Source organism: Shimia sp. W99 (assembly GCF_053851455.3).
In genome coordinates, this window is record NZ_JBSQBU020000001.1 from 2,849,079 (window position 1) to 2,867,204 (window position 18,126).

Here is an 18,126-nt window from a genome sequence, read left to right on the forward strand (position 1 = left end):
TGCGGCCAAATGGTGTAATGCACCCGTCTGATTTCCTAGCCCGGACCCAAAAGCCATGACCGCCAGCGCCCCCGTCACGCAGGACGTAATGACCATTCCCCGCAAGCTGCCTGAAGGCGGCAAGATCAACCTTGTCGGGTTGACGCGGGACGGGCTGCGCAGCGCTCTGATCGAGAATGGCACGCCGGAAAAGCAGGCCAAGATGCGGGTGAACCAGATCTGGCAGTGGATCTACCAGTGGGGCGTGCGGGATTTCCACGCCATGACCAACCTTGCCAAGGCGTATCGCGCGCAGCTGGACGAAACGTTCTGCATCGAGATCCCCGAGATGGTGAGCCGCCAGATCAGCGCGGACGGAACGCGCAAGTACCTTGTGCGGATCGCGGGCGGGCACGAGGTTGAGGTGGTTTACATCCCCGAGACCGACCGCGGCACGCTGTGTGTGAGTTCTCAGGTGGGCTGCACGCTGACCTGTTCCTTCTGTCACACGGGCACACAAAAGCTGGTACGCAACCTGACCGCCGGGGAAATCGTCGGGCAGATCATGATGGCACGCGACGATCTGGATGAATGGCCGCAACCGGGCGTCGGCACAGGCGATGCGGGACCAAGGCTGGTGTCGAATATCGTGCTTATGGGCATGGGCGAGCCGCTCTACAATTTCGATAACGTGCGTGACGCAATGAAAATCGCGATGGATGGCGAGGGCATTTCCCTGTCGCGCCGCCGGATCACGTTGTCGACAAGCGGCGTGGTGCCCGAGATTGCCAAGACCGCCGAAGAAATCGGCTGTATGCTGGCTGTATCGTTCCACGCCACCACGGACGAGGTGCGCGACAAGCTGGTGCCGATCAACAAGCGCTGGAATATCGAAGAGCTTCTGGCGGCGCTACGCGCCTATCCGAGCCTGTCCAACTCCGAGCGGATCACGTTCGAATACGTGATGCTGAAGGATGTGAACGACAGCGACGCGGATGCACGGCGGCTCGTCAAGTTGATCAGCGGCATTCCGGCCAAGATCAACCTGATCCCGTTCAACGAATGGCCCGGTTCGCCTTATCAGCGCTCGGACTGGGACCGGATAGAAGCCTTCGCGGACATCATCTACAAGGCGGGCTATGCCTCTCCGATCCGTACCCCGCGCGGCGAAGACATCATGGCCGCCTGTGGTCAGTTGAAGTCGGCCACCGAGCGGGCGCGCAAGTCGCGCAAGGAGATCGAGGCCGAAGCCGGGCTGGGCGGCGCCTGAAGTTGCGCGTGATCTGATCGGGAAAAGCCGCTAGGCTGTGGCGCAGGGTTTCTTGAGGAGGAACGCGCACATGCCCCGTTTTGTCATTTCCGCCGCGGCACATCTGATTACCAATGCCGTCGGTCTTTTGCTGGCCATGATTCTTTTGGATGGGTTTTCCATCGGGTTTCTGGCGCTGATCATCGTGACGGTGATTTTCACAGTGGTGCTGATGGTGATCACGCCGATCATCCGCAAGATTTCGGAAAAGAACATGCCATCGCTGTTGGGGGGATTGTCGCTGGTGGCGATCTTCTTTGGCCTGCTGATCACGCAGCCTTTCGTGGCAGGGTTCAGCATCGGAGGGACGGCGAATCTTCTGGCCGCGACATTGCTGGTCTGGCTCGGGGCGCTGATTGCCGGGATTCTGGTGCCGAAGTTCCTGTTTCCCTCTCTGAAAGCCCCGAAATCGTAAACAATCTGTTTCCCCGCCATAAACTTTCCATAATTGAGCGCCAATTCAGCCCCGATCAACAGACAGTTTCTAAAGTGTGAACAAACACGCAAGGGACTGACAGATGGCACATGCAGATATTGGCGGCGCAATCATTGATGCGCCTGTACTGGACATCCTGAAACGCGAGCGCAGCAAGGCGCTGAGCGTGCGGGAGTGGAAATTCCGCCTCGCCGGGTATGGTTATGCAATCAAGGATGTGGCGGGTGCACAGGTCGTGACCAAGCTGCCCCAAGGCACCGAGCTGGGCGTTTTGCCGGGCCATATCCAGTAAGCGGGCAAGGCGTTTTATTGACGCCCTCCCCGCACGGTGGATGCTTTAACGCCCGGGGATTTTGCCCCGTCGTCCGCAATCGCCCCAATTGTCGATCACGTCGATCGCCTCTTCGGCGGTTTCGACAAAGCGGAACAACTCCAGATCTTCGGCCGAGATCGTGCCGGCATCGGCCAGCGCATCCCAGTTGATGATCTTTTCCCAGAAGTCGCGCCCGAACAGCAGGAACGGCACGCATTCCATGCGACCCGTCTGGATCAGGGTCAGCGATTCGAACATTTCATCCATGGTCCCGAATCCACCGGGAAAGACGCAAATCGCGCGGGCACGCATCAGGAAGTGCATTTTGCGAATCGCGAAATAGTGGAAATTGAAGCACAGCTCGGGCGTCACGTATTCATTGGGCGCCTGTTCATGCGGTAGCACGATGTTGAGCCCGATGGATTTCCCCCCGGCATCCACCGCACCGCGGTTCGCGGCCTCCATCACACCGGGACCGCCCCCTGAAACGATCACATTCTCGCGTCCGTTGCTGCGCTCGGTCATGAGATGGGCGAATTTGCGCGCCTCTTCGTAATACTCTGACAGCCCCGCGAGGGTCTCAGTGCGCGCCGTATCCTTTTTGGACGGTTCCGGGATACGCGCCCCGCCAAAGAGCACGATGGTGCTTTCGATACCGTGCTCGTCGAGGATCAGCTGAGGTTTCAGCAGTTCGAGTTGAAGGCGGACCGGGCGCAGTTCTTCGCGGCACAGGAAATCATCATCCGCGAAAGCCAGCCGGTAGGCCTTGGAACGGGTTTGCGGCGTGTCGGGCACATGGCTTGCGGCGTCGCGGTCGCTGTGGGCATCGGATAGGGGGTGCAAACGATCTTCGGGCATGTATTGGATTTCCTTGAATGCGCATTTCCCTTTCAGGGGTACTGTGTTTGGCGCCGTAGGGCCAGTCACGCGATTGCGAGGGTGACGTCGGGGCGCGATGCCGTTATGAAAGCTCGAATCCTCTTTCATCGGAGCCATAAAGACATGTCGAACGCCCAACTGGAACAAGCCATCGAAGCCGCGTGGGAAGCCCGCGACACCATCACCCCGTCGACCGGCGGCGAAACCCGCGAAGCCATCGAAGCCACTCTGAACGCGCTGGATTCAGGCAAGCTGCGCGTGGCCGAGAAGATGGAGAGCGGCGACTGGCACGTGAACCAGTGGGCCAAGAAAGCCGTGCTGCTGGGGTTCCGCCTCAAGGACATGGAACAGCAGGATGGCGGCCCGCAGGGCGGCCATTGGTGGGACAAGGTCGACAGCAAGTTCAAGGGCTGGGGCGATGCGGAATGGACCCAAGCCGGGTTCCGCGCCGTGCCGAACTGTATCGTGCGTAAGTCTGCCTATGTCGCGCCGGGCGTGGTGCTGATGCCGTCGTTCGTGAACCTTGGCGCCTATGTCGACGAAGGCACCATGGTCGACACCTGGGCCACCGTTGGCTCCTGTGCGCAGATCGGCAAGAACGTGCACCTGTCGGGCGGCGTCGGCATTGGCGGCGTTCTGGAACCGATGCAGGCCGGCCCGACCATCATTGAAGACAACTGTTTCATCGGCGCGCGCTCGGAAGTGGTCGAAGGCTGTATCGTGCGCGAAGGCTCGGTTCTAGGCATGGGTGTGTTCATCGGCCAGTCGACCAAGATCGTCGACCGCGAAACCGGCGAAGTGATGTATGGCGAAGTGCCCGCCGGGTCGGTTGTCGTGGCCGGGTCGATGCCGTCGAAGAACGGTGTGAACCTGTACTGTGCGGTGATCGTGAAACGTGTGGATGCACAGACCCGCTCGAAAACCTCGATCAACGAGCTGCTGCGGGATTGATACCGTTGCGGGCCTGACCCGCGGCGGATCACGAGAAATGGTGAAGGCGCGCTTGGTTCGAGCGCGCCTTTTTCGTGGTCAGGCGACCTTGAGCAGCGCCTCGGCTTCGTAACGGCGCAGGGCAACGCGGGCGGACGGACCATAGCCATAGCCCATCATCGCGTCCATGTTCGGCATCAGGCGCAGGATTTCCGCACGTGTTTCGGCATCGAAACTGTCCATGGTCTCGCGGCCCGGATGATAGCTTTCGCTGTCCATGCCGTTGCCACGCACGATTTCGTGGCGGTCAAAGAGAAGATGCACATAGGTGACAGGCCTGCCAGTTTCCTGAACCGTGACGGTGTTGCCGTTGACCAGATCGCGCGCCTTGACCAGCACCTCGGATTCGCCAAAGAGCAACGCCGCCTTCGGCGAGTTAAGCAGGATCCGGTGATTGGGTGAAAACGACACGGCCTCGTGATTGCCCAGCGCCCCCGCGGCAAAACTGATGGGGGCGTCATGACCAAGGGCAAGCCGGGTTGTCCTGCCGATCCAGCGCAGCGGCTGAAAGCCATTGTCGCGGGTCAGGATCATGTGACCGGGTTCGAGCGCCTCGACCGGGACAAGGCCGGTCTGGGTCAGAATCTCGGTCCCGGCGACGAAACAGGGCGTGGTCGCCTCGGTGGTTTCAAGATTGACGAAGCCGACATCGGTGTTCCCGTCCGCGTCCTCGACCGTGTAGGTGAAGACGTTGGTGCCAATATCCTCGTCCGTTTCGACGGTGATCGTGCCATCCGCGTTCAGCGTGATCATTTCACCGGTCGCAAGGGTGATCGTGTCGCCTGCCGTCACCGGCTGACCGTTGATATGGGTAATGGTCAGCGTGCCCGACGCGCTGGTGGTGTCATTGGCAAGGATGTCGAACGTGTCTTCGCTTTCGGCCCCCACGGCGATGTCATCGCCTCCGGCGACGAGCGCGCATTGGACCGAGTCCCCCGCGATCAGAAGGTTGGAATCATAGCTGCGGTCGCCGCCATCGGCGATCCCGATCTTGATGGTGTTCTCCTCGCCCGGATTGACCGGCGCCTTGAGGGTCAGCGTGACGGTGAACCCGTCCATCTCTGTGTTGGCGACCTCGGCATTGGCCGGGTTGTCGACGTAAAGGTTGGAATTCGAAGCATCGTTGATGTTGTTGATGGTGATGTCACCATCCCCGACAGTCAGCTCGGCCTTGACCCCGTTGACCCAGATACCCACTGCATCATTGAAACCCGATCCAACATATTCGAGATATTCCTCGGACGAGAACACCACCTGCATGGTCAGCGTGCTGCCGTCGGGCACGAACGTCGCTTCGAAAATGGCGGCATCGTATGTCTGGACCCCGGCGATTGCGTTGAGGTCGGCATCGCCTGCGGTTTTCATATTGCCCGAAGTGCCAGCCGAGGTGTTGGCGTCGCCCGAACTGTTGGTGATTGCGCTGGCGTTGCCGGTGGAAAGGATGACGCCGGTATCCGATGGCGTGACATTCGGCGCGACGGTGTCGCCATCGCTGTAGATGCCCGACGCAGCGCTGGCGCCGGTATAGGTGGCCGACGTGATTTCTATTCCCGAGCCGAACATGGTCTCTGCCATGTCCATGGCGCTGGCAGATGTGTCAATTGGCAGTTCCGAAGCCGTTGGCATCAGCATTCCCCCTTCTGATAACCGTCTTCACTCACAAGGCACGTATGTATGGGCGCCCCTTCATATCTTTGGAATCGCCACCGAATTATCAGGAGAAAACGCCACGCCCATTCCCCCTTTGCGCCGCCCGGGAGCCTGTGCAAAAGAGACGTCCCGCGTGCCTGCGAGACGCGTTGAAAATGGGGGGACGAACACCTGCCTCGGTCGCGAGCCCATGTTTCCAGAGCTAGGGCAAGACCATTGCCAATTGGATTACGCCAAGGGACAATCTGTCTTGCAATCGACGCGAATTGTAGTCGAAAGCAGGGGAACGCCGCATCCACAGGTTGACGGGCCAGCCGGTCCCGCGATAAGGCCAGCGCCATGGAAAAGCCCAAGAAAAAATCCCGCCAGCAGGTCTATACGCTTCTTGTCCAGGTTGGACGCAAGGAGGGCGACGGGCTTCCCGACAAGGCCACCGGGGGCGCTTTGATGATCTATGCCAGCGGCGTGGACGAGGCCGAGGCCGTGCGCGAAACCGTGGCCATCCTCAAGCAGGCGGATCTCAACCCGCTGGATGTGACCGGCTATGGCACGATCGAGGAGCGCGAGGCGCAGGGGCATGATATCGCCGAGGACGAACGCGCGTTGATGCAGCGGGCTCTGGACGAGAACTCGGTCGTGGTGGCGCAGTTGACGCCTTTCTTCCATGGCGAGGAAAGCGAAAGCAGTGACGCGCCGATGAACTGAGGCGCAGCGCGGGGCGCCGTCAGGCGGCGGCGCGTTGTGCGGCGAGTGTCAGGGCCTCGAACTCACCCAGCACCGGGAACACCGTCCGGGAATGTTCGGGCAGGCTGCTGCGCGGCTGGGTGCAAAGCAGGCTGGCGCGCAGGGCGGCACGCTTGCGCCGGATGCGCCCGATGTTGAGGGTTTCAAGATAGGTTCCGGCACAGAGGACCGCTTCGTGGTCCGGCAGCATCAACTGGCAATAGGTGATCATAAGATCCCCCTTTCGTTTCGATGCGGCCTTGCCGTGTGTCAACGGCCCGGCGGGCACAAGCACGTGCTCGGAACCGAACAGGTATTCAACCCGCGACCCACCGATGACAAGCTGTTGGGACGGGGAAACGGTGATGTCCTGAGTCAGGCCGAAATACGGGGAGCGCAGCCGCACTGGGGCGAACAGGCCCGCCGCGGGAACGGTCCGGCGGAATGTGGCCAGAACGGGCACGAGGCTACCTTCCAGAGTCTGCACGACATCGCCGCGGCGGATATCTGACGCAGGGCGATAACCGGACCCGGTCATGACCGGCGTGTTGGGACAAAGCGACGGCATCGGTCCGACGGGCTCGATCCGGTCCGAGGCCGCGACATAACTGATGTCGGACGACAACACACAGAGTTCGCGCTTCATGACCATATCACGCAGATCGGCCCGGCTGAGCGGCATCGGGTCGGTGAGCTCGCGCATCGCGATGCGCGCGCGCCCCGGACGCTCGACCGTCAAGCGCCCCCGGCGGGCACGCAGATCCCAGCTATAGGTGACACGCAGAATGTCGGTGCGCCCCCCGGTATCCAGGTTGACGGCCGCGTGGAATGTCTCTGCCCCCCGGGTCATGACAAGCACGATGCCACCGCCGGGCACGGCCTGAAGCGTCAGGGCGGTGCTTGCCTGGCGGGGCGACCGGTAGCCGATCAGGAGCTGGGGGCGGTCATAGGGTGACACTTGCGTTTCTAGAACAAGGCTGCCCGAGACCATTGGCCGGTGCAGATCGGGACCGTCCTTGGGAAGGGGCTGAGCATGCCGCGCGAGACCATCGGCGCGGAAATGCGCGCGGGTGGTATCACATAATGCGATCCAGCTCATGCTTTTGGTCCCTTGCCATGTCGGACGCGCTGGCGTTGAAAGCCTCTATCACAAACGGCCTGCTGCCTGCGCCCATCGCACCTAAGCGGATTCCACCAGCAGCGCCGGGATTATCCCGGTCAGGTGTATGCAACGATCAAACCGGCGTCAGAAACGCCGGGATGCTGCGGAGGGCCTTTTTGTTGGCCTGACTGCTCGTGTGACCTGCCTCGGTCGTGTTATTGGCTCTATCTAAACACGAAAAAAGGACGCCTGTTAAGGGGCTTGGACGCGAATGTGACGGGAGCCGGGGTGTTTTGTGGCTTTCCGGCAATGGCGGGCTGTGCGACAACTGCCCCAAGTCCAGAACGACAGGAAATGAAGGACCCCGCAATGCCCAATACCGACGCCGCCCTGTTGACCGCGCAATTGATCCGCTGCCCCTCTGTCACACCGGAAGAGGGCGGCGCGCTGGTGTTGCTCGAAAAGGTCCTGAGCGATGCCGGATTTGCCTGTGCGCGCGTGGATCGGGGCGGCGTGTCCAACCTGTTCGCGCGTTGGGGCGACAAGGGGCACCCGCGCACCTTCGGTTTTAACGGCCATACCGACGTGGTGCCAATCGGCGACGCGGCGGCCTGGACCGCCGACCCGTTCGGCGCGGAAATCCGGGACGGGATCATGTTTGGACGCGGGGCCACGGACATGAAATCGGGTGTCGCCGCCTTTGCCGCCGCGGCGGTGGATTTCGTGACAAATACGCCACCGGACGGCGCCGTGATCCTGACCATTACCGGGGACGAGGAAGGCGACGCGATCGACGGCACTACGGCACTTCTCGACTACATGGACCGCGAACGGGAAAAGATGTCGGTCTGCCTTGTCGGGGAACCCACCTGCCCCAACGAGATGGGCGACATGATGAAGATCGGGCGGCGCGGATCGCTGACCGCCTATTTCACCTTTACCGGGGTGCAGGGCCATTCCGCCTATCCGCATCGCGCCAAGAACCCGCTTCCGGCCATGGCGCGGCTGATGGATCGGATGTCGTCGCATGTGTTGGACGAGGGTACCGCGCATTTCGATGCCTCGACGCTGGCGGTGGTGACGATGGATACAGGGAATCCGGCGACCAACGTGATCCCGGCAGAGTGCCGCGCCACTGTCAACATCCGCTTCAACGATGCCCATTCGGGTGCATCGCTGACCGACTGGATGCAAGGTTTGGTGGACGCGGTTGGCGCCGACACCGGGGTCGAAATCGACATGCAGGTCAAGATTTCCGGTGAAAGCTTCATCACGCCGCCGGGGCCGCTTTCGGATCTGGTCGCGGCCAGTGTCAGGGCCGAGACCGGGCGCGATCCGGAGCTCAGCACCTCGGGGGGCACCTCGGATGCGCGCTTTGTGCAGCATCACTGCCCGGTGGTGGAATTCGGGCTGGTGGGCAAGACCATGCACAAGGTCGACGAGAACGTACCTGTCGACCAGATCCATCAGCTCAAAGCGATCTATTCGCGGATATTGCGTGACTATTTCGGCTGAATATCGCTGGCGGCAACGGCTGGTGGTCATGGTCAAGGAACCGCGCCCAGGCCGCGTCAAAACCCGTCTTGGGCGCGATATCGGCATGGGGGCGGCAGCACATTGGTTCCGCCTGCAAAGCCTGTCGCTTCTGCACCGCCTGCATGATCCACGCTGGGAGATCATCCTCGCAGTTGCACCGGATAGGGAGGGGCTGACCTCGCGCGTCTGGCCCGCGCAGTTCCGGCGCGCGCGCCAGGGGCGGGGCGATCTTGGTGCGCGGATGAAACGCCAGTTATGTCATGGGCTGCCGGGGCCGACGCTGGTCATCGGGGCCGATATACCCGGCATCCGCAAACACCACATCGCAGAGGCGTTCCGCGCGCTCGGCGACCATGATGCCGTGTTCGGCCCGGCCATGGACGGCGGCTACTGGCTGGTTGGCCTGAAACACGCCCGCGCACCTGCCACCCTGTTCGAAAACGTCCGCTGGTCCACGCCCCACGCCCTTGCCGACAGCATCGCCACCCTGCCCCATCACCGCATTGCCACGGTGGCGACCCTGCACGACATCGACACAATTGCGGACCTGCGTCTTTCTTTTTCCGGAAATACCCCGGGGGTGAAGATCGAAAATCTTACGATTTTCGAACGAGGGGGCAGCGCCCCCTAATCCCGCGTGACGCCGCGCGCGCCCCGTGCTAGGCCATTCCCATGCGCATACCCACAAAAGAGGAAATCCTTGAATGGATTTCCGAGAACCCGACCCTCACCTCGAAACGCGACATTGCCAAGGCCTTTGGCATCAAGGGCGCGGCCAGGATTGATCTCAAGCGGATTCTCAAGGAGCTTGAGGCCGAGGGGCACCTACAAAAGCGCCACAAAACCTATCGCGATCCGGACAAGCTGCCGCCCGTGTCTGTGCTGCAGATCACCGGCGCCGACAGCGACGGCGACCTGTTCGCGCGACCCTTGGAGTGGCACGGCGAGGCCGAAGAACCGCGTATCCTCGTGATCCCACGCGCCAGCGATCCCGCGTTGGGCGAAGGCGACCGCATTCTTGGACGGTTGACCGAAGTCACGGGTGAAGAGCATGCCTATGAGGCGCGGCTGATCCGACGCATCGGCACCAACCCGCGCCGGGTTCTGGGCGTGTTCCGCAAAACCGACGAAGGCGGGCGCATTGTTCCGGTCGACAAGGGCGATGGCAAGGAATGGATGGTTCTGAGCGACCACGTTGGCGGCGCCAAGGACGGGGAACTGGTCGAGGCCGAACAGACCGGCCCCAAAGGGCGGCTGGGCCTGCCGCGCGCGAAGGTGGTGTCGCGGCTGGGCGACCCGAGCGCGCCCAAGGCGGTGTCGCTGATCGCGATTCACCAGCACGGCATTCCCGACACCTTCCCCGATGACGTGATCAAGGAGGCAGACGCGGCCAAGCCTGCGCCTTTGGGAGACCGCGAAGACCTGCGCGACCTGCCCTTTGTCACCATCGACCCGGCGGATGCGCGTGACCATGACGATGCGTGCTGGGCGCATGAGGATGACGACCCCAAGAACGATGGCGGGCATGTCATCTGGGTCGCGATTGCCGACGTGGCGCAATATGTGCGCCCGGGCACCGCGCTTGACCGCGAGGCGCGCAAGCGGGGCAATTCGAGCTATTTCCCCGACCGCGTTGTACCGATGCTGCCGGATCGCCTTTCGGGCGACCTGTGTTCGCTGCACGAAGGGGTGCCGCGCGCCACGCTGGCGCTGCGCATCCAGGTGGATTCCAAGGGCCGCAAGATCGGCCACCGCTTTACCCGTGCCATGATCCGCTCGGTCGCCTCGCTGAATTATGCCGAAGTGCAACAGGCCCGCGATGGCACCCCCAACGAAACCTGCGCGCCTTTGATGGACGAGGTGATCACCCCGCTTTATGCCGCCTATGACTCGCTGACCAAGGCGCGGGCGGCGCGCCAGCCGCTGCACCTTGATCTGCCGGAACGCAAGATCGTGCTGAGCGATGCGGGTGAAGTGGAATCGGTGGCCTTCCGCGACCGGTTCGATGCGCACAAGCTGATCGAGGAATTCATGGTGCTGGCCAATGTCTGTGCCGCCGAGACCCTGATTGCGGCAAAATCGCCACTGTTGTTCCGGGTTCACGAGGAACCCAGCCCCGAAAAGCTCGACGCGCTGCGGGAAACGGCCGCTGCCTCGGGATTTACGCTGGCCAAGGGGCAGGTGTTGCAGACGCGGCACCTGAACGCGCTTCTGGATGCCGCCGCAGGTACGGACGAGGCCGAATTGATCAACATTTCGACCCTGCGGTCGATGACGCAGGCCTATTACAGCCCGTCGAATTTCGGGCATTTCGGCCTTGCCCTGCAGGCCTATGCCCATTTCACGTCACCGATCCGGCGTTATGCCGACCTGATCGTGCACCGGGCGCTGATCTCGGCGCATCGGTGGGGCGATGATGGGTTGTCGCCCGAGGGGGTGGAGCTGCTTGAAAACACGGCTACCCATATTTCCGAAACGGAACGGCGGTCGATGCTGGCCGAACGGGACACGACGGATCGTTATCTGGCGTCCTACCTGTCCGAGCGGATCGGGGAGGAATTCGGAGGTCGGATCAGCGGGATTGCCCGGTTTGGCGTCTTTGTGAAGCTGGATGAAACCGGGGCGGATGGGCTTATCCCGATGCGCGAACTGGGGCGCGAATATTTCCATTTTGACCGTGATACCAACACCTTGGTTGGGGCCGACACCGGGTTGGTGATCGGGTTGGGGCAACGCGTGACCGTGCGATTGGCCGAAGCCGCCCCGGTGACGGGCGGTGTGGCGCTGGAACTGATTTCGCTGGAAGGCGAGGTGGTCAAACGCGGCTCGGGGGGGCGTGGCAAAGGCCGCCCGGTCCGGCGCAAAGCGACCAAGGCCAAACGCAAGGCGGACAAGATCAAACGCAAGGTATCACGTCGGCGGCAGTAGGTCGTTGATCGGCAAATCCCTGCGTGCGCCACGTCGACTCGCTTTGACGGGGCGCGCAATCGCGTTAGTCTCTCGTACAAAAGAGCATGAGGCACATATGCGGTATCCTGGTTCAGCTTTGATGGCGGCCACCCTTGGGGTGGTGGTGGGCGTGGGCGTTGCAGAGGCAAATGCGCCGGGCAAGTCGCTGCGCCCGACGATCAGACCTGTGGCTTTGCAGGTGAGCGAAAGCGGAAACGCGGCGTTTCATCGGTGGATCGAGGGCTACCGGGACCGCGCATTGGCCGCCGGGATACGCGCGGACGTGTTTGACCGGGCCATGGCGGACCTGCGCTACAATACAAGCGTGATCCAGAAGGATCGCAACCAGTCGGAATTCACCAAGACGGTCTGGGAGTATCTTGACAGCGCCACGTCGGACTTGCGGGTCAAGAACGGACAGGCCGCGCTTACCAAGCAGCGGGGCGAGCTGGAGGAGATCGAGGCCAGGTACGGCGTGGACAAGCAGATCGTGGTGGCGATCTGGGGGCTGGAAAGCGCCTATGGCACGTTTCGCGGATCAATCCCGATCATTGAGGCGATGGCGACGCTGGCCCATGACGGGCGGCGCGGGGCGTTCTTTGAGGATCAACTGACCGCAGCACTCAGCATTTTACAGAGCGGGGACGTGACGGCGGCGCAGATGAAGGGCAGCTGGGCCGGGGCGATGGGGCATACACAGTTCATGCCGACCTCGTTCCTGCAACACGCGGTGGATTTCACCGGCGATGGCAAGCGGGACATCTGGGGGGATGATCCACGCGACGCGCTGGCGTCAACGGCGGCCTATCTCAAGGCGAATGGCTGGACCAAGGGGCAGCCCTGGGGGGTCGAGGTGCAATTGCCCAAGGGGTTCGATTACGCCGAGGCCAACCGCGACAACATGAAGATGCCGAGCGAATGGGCGCGGTTGGGGGTTGTGGATATGGACGGGCGCGCGGTGTCCAACCATGGCAAGGCGTCGGTGTTGCTGCCTGCGGGGGCGAATGGCGCGGCGTTCCTGATCTTTGACAATTTCAAAGTGCTGGAAAGCTATAATACCGCCGATGCCTATGTGATCGGTGTCGGGCATCTTGGGGATCGCATCCTTGGGGGCGCGAAGATCCGGGGGGAATGGCCGCGCGAGGATCGGGCGCTGACCTATGACGAGCGGATTGAGCTGCAGGAACGGCTGACCGGCCAGGGCTTTGACACGAAGAAGATCGACGGCAAAATCGGGCCGCTGACCATCGAGGCCGTGCGGCAGTTTCAGAAAGCGAATGGCATGAAGCCGGATGGCTATGCCTCGCTGCATATCCTTAAAAAGCTGCGATAGGGGCCGAGCGAGGCGTTACATCACCGTGACTTTGGTCCCAAGCGGGATGCGCGTGTACAAGTGCTCCACGTGCTCATTCAGCATGCGGATGCAGCCGTTGGACGAGGGCGTGCCGATGGACTGGGGTGTATTGGTGCCGTGGATGCGGAACAAGGTGTCGCGACCGTCCTGATAGAGATAGAGCGCGCGTGAGCCGAGTGGGTTGTTGGGGCCGCCGGGCATGCCGTTGGCATAGCGCGCATAGCCGGGATTACGTTCGATCATTTCTTGCGTCGGGCGCCAGCTGGGCCATTCGACCTTGCGGCCGATCACGGCATTGCCACGGAAATTCAGACCCTCTTTACCTGTTGCCACGCCATAGCGTGTCGCGGTGCGCTCATCATGCATGTGGTAAAGGTAATGCGCCTGGAGCGTGACCACGAGCTGGCCCGGTTCGAACCCGTACTTCTTTTGCACGCGTACTTCGCGGGGGCGCAGGTGTTCCATCAGCTCGAAAGGCACTCCGGCAGACGCACGCAGAATCTGAGGCGTGGCCAGTGCGGCGGTTGCGGCGGTGAGGAATGTGCGTCGTTTCATGAAGGTCTCTCCTGCTCTGGATTCAGCATGCCATGAGCCATGGTATTCTGCAAAGAGTGCACACCATTGTCCTCACCAGTTCGTTACTGGAATGGCCGTTGACCCTACCCCGCTGGAAGCCTGTAGGGCGGGGTTGGAAAGAAAACATGGGGATCACATGAACTGGAAGATATTGGCCATTGCCGGAGTTGTCGGTGTGGCGGGCGCGATTTCACTTTCACTCTGGAGCAAGAGCGCGCCGGACATGCCGGCGGGTGGATCTGGCGATACGCTCGCGCAGGTGACGCTGCCTGCAAACCTGAGCGATATGGGCAAGATCGGTGAACAGATTTTCACCGCAAAGTGCATCGACTGTCATGGGGTCAGCGCGGCGGGGGTGGATGGCGCGGGGCCGCCGCTCATTCACAAGATTTATGAGCCGTCGCACCACGGCGACGAGGCGTTCCAGCGCGCCGTTCAGCTTGGCGTGCGGTCCCATCACTGGTCGTTCGGGGACATGGCGCCGGTCGAGGGACTGACGCGGGGGGATGTCGCAGCGATCATCTCGTATATCCGCGAAGTTCAGCGTGCCAACGGTATCTCGTAAAACAAAAGGGGCGCCCGTTTCGGGGCGCCCCTTTTTTCATTCGGTTATCCCTGACGTCAGCTCGGCGACATGCCACGCAGACGTTCAGAGCGACGGCGCAGCATTTCCACGACCGTCAGCAGGCCAATCGAGATCACCACAAGGATCGTCGCAACAGCGAGGATGGTCGGGCTGATCTGTTCGCGCAGGCCGGTGAACATCTGCCAGGGCAGGGTCTTCTGGCTGGCCGAGCCGACAAATAGCACGACAACCACTTCGTCAAACGAGGTGATGAAGGCAAAGAGGCCGCCCGAGATCACACCGGGCAGGATCAGTGGCATCTGAACCCGGAAGAAGGTCGTGACCGGGTTGGCCCCCATGTTGGCCGCAGCGCGGGTCAGTGAGCGGTCAAAGCCCACGAGCGTGGCCGTCACGGTGATGATCACGAAGGGAATCCCCAGAACGGCGTGGGCCAGAACAACTTTGACATAGCCAACGAACGTCTTGTTGAAGCCGAGCGTGCCTTCGAGCCAGTTGCCGATTTGGCTGTAGAAGAAGAACATGCCGGTGGCCGAGATGATCAGCGGCACGATCATCGGCGAGATCAGGATCGCCATGATCGCGCGGCGCCCCGGTACGTGGCTCTGGCTCAGGCCGATGGCGGCCAGTGTGCCAAGGCTCACCGAGATAATGGTCGCGATGGGCGCGATGATCAGCGAGTTCTTGAAGCTGCGCTGCCATTCGTTGTTGGTGAAGAAGTCGCGGTAATGCTTGAGCGAATAGCCCTCGGGGTCAAGGCGCAGCATTTCCGGCGTGAAGGTGAAAAAGTCCTGCGCATTGAAGGACAGCGGCATCACGACAAGGATGGGCGTGATCAGGAAGACGAAGATCGCACCACAGATGAACAGGAACGTGTAGTGCCAGAGCACCTGTCCCGGTGTGAGATAGGGCAGCAGGCGCGCGCGGTAGCGGCCTTCGTAGGTCCAGTAGATGAACCAGTGAAACAGCCAGCCAAAGATCGCGCCGAGGATGACCCCCGGAACGCCGCCAAACAGGAAGCCGAGCCCGGCCACGAAGAGGATGGATATCCACTTGGCCGTGGTTTCGTTTTTCAACACGAAGATGAAGAACAACCCCATGAGCGAGACCAGTGCCGCGCCGATGACGATGCCGAGCAAACCCGAGCCATTGGCGGTGCCGACGAACAGGCCCAACAGGCCGCCCGCCCCTGCGATGCAGGGAATGACGAGCGAGAGGGGCTTGCGGGAGATGGGTGTGAGTGCAGCCATTGTTCCTTACCCCAGTTTCACGTTGTCGATGCCCACGATCTTGTCATAGGCCCAGTAGAGGATCAGCACGACCGCCAGCAGGATCGTCCCCAGCGCGGCCGCGAGGCCCCAGTTGAGCGATGTCGAGATGTGGAAGGCAATCCGGTTCGAGATGAAGACACCCTTGGTGCCGCCGACCAGTTCCGGCGTGATGTAGTAGCCGATGGCGAGAATGAAGACGAGGATCGAGCCCGCGCCAATGCCCGGCACCGAAAGCGGGAAATAGACCCGCCAGAAGGCCGTCCAGTTGGTTGCCCCCATGGATTTTGCGGCGCGCAGGTAGGACGGGTTGATCGTCTGCATCACAGAATACATCGGCAGGATCATGAAGGGCAGCAGGATATGCGTCATGGCGATGATCGTGCCAAGCTGGTTGTTGATCATCACAAGCCGCGCATCATCGGCCACAAGGCCCAGCCAGACGAGCGTATCGTTGATCACCCCCTGCTGTTGCAACATGACCTTCCAGGCAGAGGTCCGCACGAGAAGCGAGGTCCAGAACGGCAGGAGCACGAGAATCATCAAAAGGTTCGCCTTGGCCGACGGCAGGTTGGCCAGGATCCATGCCACGGGATAGGCCAGCACGATACAGGCCCCCGTGATGATCAGCGACATGATCAATGTGCGTTTGAAAAGAGTGATGTAGATGCGCTCGGATTCAGGGCGGATTTCGGCCCCGTCGGCGCCTTTCTGCATGTCGGCGGCGTTCAGGAAGTAGCCGTTCGTGTATTTCGGGCTGTAGGTCTGAATCGTACGCCACACGTCGGGATCGGCCCAACCGTCGTCGATCTTGATGAATTGTTCCTTGAACGGACCGTCATTCTCGACGTCCCACTTCTTGGCCTTGCGGCCCGCCTTGCGGAACAGGGAGCTGATCCCCGGCGTTTCATAGTTCAAACGGCTGCCAACCCGCGTGTGGGTCTTTTCGTTCGAGGCGACGTACAAATCGGCTGCCAAGGCGGCAAAAACAGCCTCGTCAGGTGCTTGTCCCGAAGCCGCATCCCAATCCTGAAGGGCGATGACGGTTTTAGGCAATGTGTTGGCGACGATGTCATTTTCAACCGAACGGAACAGCATCTGACCGATCGGGACAATGAATGTCAGCAGCACGAAGGCCAACAAAGGCGCAATCAGCATCAATGCGCGAAGCTTCTGTATCCGCAAAGCACGGTGCAAGCTTCGTTTCAGCGGCGTGCCATCGGCGGCCAAAACCGGGCCGGATTGGGTTGTGTCGCTCATTGCAGTCCCCGTTGCAGTGGTCCCGTTGTGCCATTTTGGCATGGCATTATTGCGGGAAGTCAGAGAGGCGGAGGCCGCCTCTCTGGGTGTCGTTTATAGAATTACTTGGCCAGCCATGCCTGGAATTTTGCGTCCAGATCATCGCGGTTGTCGGCCCACCATTCGTAGTCATAGATGTGCACGTTGCCAGCGTTGGCCGGGTCGGTCGGCATGTGCGGCGCCATGTCGATACCGAGAGAGGCGTGCTTGCCCACCAGCGGAGCCGACGATTTACGTGCCGGACCGTACGAGATGTACTTGGCCTGGTCTGCGAGACGCTGCGTGTCGGTTGCGAAGTAGAGATAGTCCAGCGCGCGCTGCTTGCGCTCTTCGCTCAGACCGGCGGGGATGATCCAGCCGTCAAGGTCAAAGGACTGCATGTCCCAGAGCATACCGATCGGCTGGTTCTGTTCGGCAATGGCCGAGAACAGACGACCGTTGAAGGTCGAGCCCATGACGACTTCGCCGTCTGCCAGAAGCTGCGGGGTTTCTGCGCCGGCAGTCCACCAGACAACGCTGTCCTTGATGGTGTCGAGCTTGGCCAGGCCGCGCTCTACGCCCTCGGGGGTGCCCAGAACATCATAGATGTCTTCCTTGGCAACGCCGTCGCAGTACAGAGCCCACTCCATGTTGTCGATCGGACGCTTCTGCAGCGAACGCTTGCCCGGATATTTCTCGAGGTCGAAGATGTCGCAAACGCTGGTCGGCGGCGTGTCACCCACCATGTCGGTGCGGTAGCCGAAGGTGGTCGAGTAGACGATCTGCGGCACGAAGCAGTCGCTGACGATCAGGTCACCGAAGTCTTCCGAGGCCGGGGTGCCGTCAGGCGCTGCGGCCAGAACGGCATCATGGTCAAGCTCTTCGGCCAGACCTTCGTCGCACAGACGCATCGCGTCCGATGCCACCACGTCGACCACATCCCAGGTCACGTTGCCGGCTTCGTTCATCGCGCGGATCTTGGCCACGGCTTCGGCCGAGCTGTCATCGTTGATGATGGTGATGCCGGTTTTGGCAGTGTAGGGCTCGTGATAGGCCAGCTGCTGTGACTTGGAGTAGGCGCCACCCCAAGACACGATGGTCATCTCTTCGGCTATGGCGGCCGGGGCCACCAAAGCTGTCGTCACGGCAAATGCTGTGAGTTTGGCTTTCATTTGGGTACTCTCCTTGTTGAACTTATTAA

17 protein-coding genes are annotated in these 18,126 nt (G+C 61.4%); 10 read left to right on the plus strand and 7 right to left on the minus strand.

The features are described 5' to 3' along the window. Window positions 1-55: 55 nt before the first annotated feature. From rlmN to ACS3QZ_RS13865, 3 genes are all read left to right on the plus strand, one after another. Window positions 56-1,249, plus strand: a complete 1,194-nt coding sequence (gene rlmN, locus ACS3QZ_RS13855) for a dual-specificity RNA methyltransferase RlmN (RefSeq protein ID WP_456038372.1) — start codon at window positions 56-58, stop codon at window positions 1,247-1,249. A 70-nt stretch (window positions 1,250-1,319) separates the two neighbouring features. Then, window positions 1,320-1,703, plus strand: coding sequence for a hypothetical protein (locus tag ACS3QZ_RS13860; protein ID WP_456038373.1), 384 nt, complete (start codon window positions 1,320-1,322; stop codon window positions 1,701-1,703). A 103-nt stretch (window positions 1,704-1,806) separates the two neighbouring features. Beyond that, window positions 1,807-2,016: a hypothetical protein gene (locus ACS3QZ_RS13865; RefSeq protein WP_093092011.1), complete on the plus strand. Its 210-nt coding sequence runs from the start codon at window positions 1,807-1,809 to the stop codon at window positions 2,014-2,016. Between the two features lie 45 nt (window positions 2,017-2,061). Here ACS3QZ_RS13865 and ACS3QZ_RS13870 read toward each other — a convergent pair whose 3' ends face one another. Then, window positions 2,062-2,895 (minus strand): LOG family protein, encoded by an 834-nt coding sequence (locus ACS3QZ_RS13870; protein ID WP_456038374.1) that lies wholly within the window; start codon window positions 2,893-2,895, stop codon window positions 2,062-2,064. A gap of 144 nt (window positions 2,896-3,039) precedes the next feature. Here ACS3QZ_RS13870 and dapD point away from each other — a divergent pair, with 144 nt between their 5' ends. Next, window positions 3,040-3,867, plus strand: coding sequence for a 2,3,4,5-tetrahydropyridine-2,6-dicarboxylate N-succinyltransferase (dapD, locus tag ACS3QZ_RS13875; RefSeq protein WP_093092015.1), 828 nt, complete (start codon window positions 3,040-3,042; stop codon window positions 3,865-3,867). 78 nt (window positions 3,868-3,945) lie between these two features. Here the strand turns inward: dapD and ACS3QZ_RS13880 are convergent, their stop codons facing one another. Next, a complete protein-coding gene (locus ACS3QZ_RS13880; RefSeq protein ID WP_456038375.1) occupies window positions 3,946-5,532 on the minus strand; it encodes a choice-of-anchor L domain-containing protein in 1,587 nt (528 codons plus the stop codon). Between the two features lie 363 nt (window positions 5,533-5,895). Here ACS3QZ_RS13880 and ACS3QZ_RS13885 point away from each other — a divergent pair, with 363 nt between their 5' ends. Beyond that, window positions 5,896-6,261: a DUF8846 family protein gene (locus tag ACS3QZ_RS13885; RefSeq protein ID WP_456038376.1), complete on the plus strand. Its 366-nt coding sequence runs from the start codon at window positions 5,896-5,898 to the stop codon at window positions 6,259-6,261. Between the two features lie 19 nt (window positions 6,262-6,280). Here ACS3QZ_RS13885 and ACS3QZ_RS13890 read toward each other — a convergent pair whose 3' ends face one another. Next, a complete protein-coding gene (locus ACS3QZ_RS13890; protein ID WP_456038377.1) occupies window positions 6,281-7,378 on the minus strand; it encodes a Hint domain-containing protein in 1,098 nt (365 codons plus the stop codon). 372 nt (window positions 7,379-7,750) lie between these two features. Here ACS3QZ_RS13890 and dapE point away from each other — a divergent pair, with 372 nt between their 5' ends. The 4 genes from dapE (at window position 7,751) to ACS3QZ_RS13910 (ending at window position 13,199) form a co-directional block, all read left to right on the plus strand. Then, entirely contained in the window at window positions 7,751-8,896 is a 1,146-nt protein-coding gene (gene dapE / locus ACS3QZ_RS13895) for a succinyl-diaminopimelate desuccinylase (protein WP_456038378.1), read from the plus strand. A 28-nt stretch (window positions 8,897-8,924) separates the two neighbouring features. Continuing rightward, window positions 8,925-9,548 (plus strand): TIGR04282 family arsenosugar biosynthesis glycosyltransferase, encoded by a 624-nt coding sequence (locus tag ACS3QZ_RS13900; RefSeq protein ID WP_456039344.1) that lies wholly within the window; start codon window positions 8,925-8,927, stop codon window positions 9,546-9,548. Between the two features lie 41 nt (window positions 9,549-9,589). Then, entirely contained in the window at window positions 9,590-11,845 is a 2,256-nt protein-coding gene (gene rnr, locus ACS3QZ_RS13905; protein ID WP_456038379.1) for a ribonuclease R, read from the plus strand. A gap of 97 nt (window positions 11,846-11,942) precedes the next feature. Further along, entirely contained in the window at window positions 11,943-13,199 is a 1,257-nt protein-coding gene (locus ACS3QZ_RS13910) for a lytic murein transglycosylase (RefSeq protein WP_456038380.1), read from the plus strand. Between the two features lie 15 nt (window positions 13,200-13,214). Here the strand turns inward: ACS3QZ_RS13910 and ACS3QZ_RS13915 are convergent, their stop codons facing one another. Further along, a complete protein-coding gene (locus ACS3QZ_RS13915; protein ID WP_093092029.1) occupies window positions 13,215-13,775 on the minus strand; it encodes a L,D-transpeptidase in 561 nt (186 codons plus the stop codon). 157 nt (window positions 13,776-13,932) lie between these two features. Here ACS3QZ_RS13915 and ACS3QZ_RS13920 point away from each other — a divergent pair, with 157 nt between their 5' ends. Beyond that, window positions 13,933-14,361, plus strand: coding sequence for a c-type cytochrome (locus ACS3QZ_RS13920; protein ID WP_456038381.1), 429 nt, complete (start codon window positions 13,933-13,935; stop codon window positions 14,359-14,361). 56 nt (window positions 14,362-14,417) lie between these two features. Here the strand turns inward: ACS3QZ_RS13920 and ACS3QZ_RS13925 are convergent, their stop codons facing one another. The 3 genes from ACS3QZ_RS13925 to ACS3QZ_RS13935 all read right to left on the minus strand — a co-directional run bounded on the left by ACS3QZ_RS13925 (window position 14,418) and on the right by ACS3QZ_RS13935 (window position 18,097). Then, window positions 14,418-15,629, minus strand: coding sequence for an ABC transporter permease (locus ACS3QZ_RS13925; protein WP_093092033.1), 1,212 nt, complete (start codon window positions 15,627-15,629; stop codon window positions 14,418-14,420). A 6-nt stretch (window positions 15,630-15,635) separates the two neighbouring features. Next, window positions 15,636-16,907 carry an ABC transporter permease gene (locus ACS3QZ_RS13930; protein WP_093092035.1) on the minus strand — a complete coding sequence of 424 codons (1,272 nt, stop codon included), beginning with the start codon at window positions 16,905-16,907 and terminating at the stop codon, window positions 15,636-15,638. 101 nt (window positions 16,908-17,008) lie between these two features. Next, a complete protein-coding gene (locus ACS3QZ_RS13935; protein ID WP_093092037.1) occupies window positions 17,009-18,097 on the minus strand; it encodes an extracellular solute-binding protein in 1,089 nt (362 codons plus the stop codon). Window positions 18,098-18,126 lie beyond the last annotated feature (29 nt).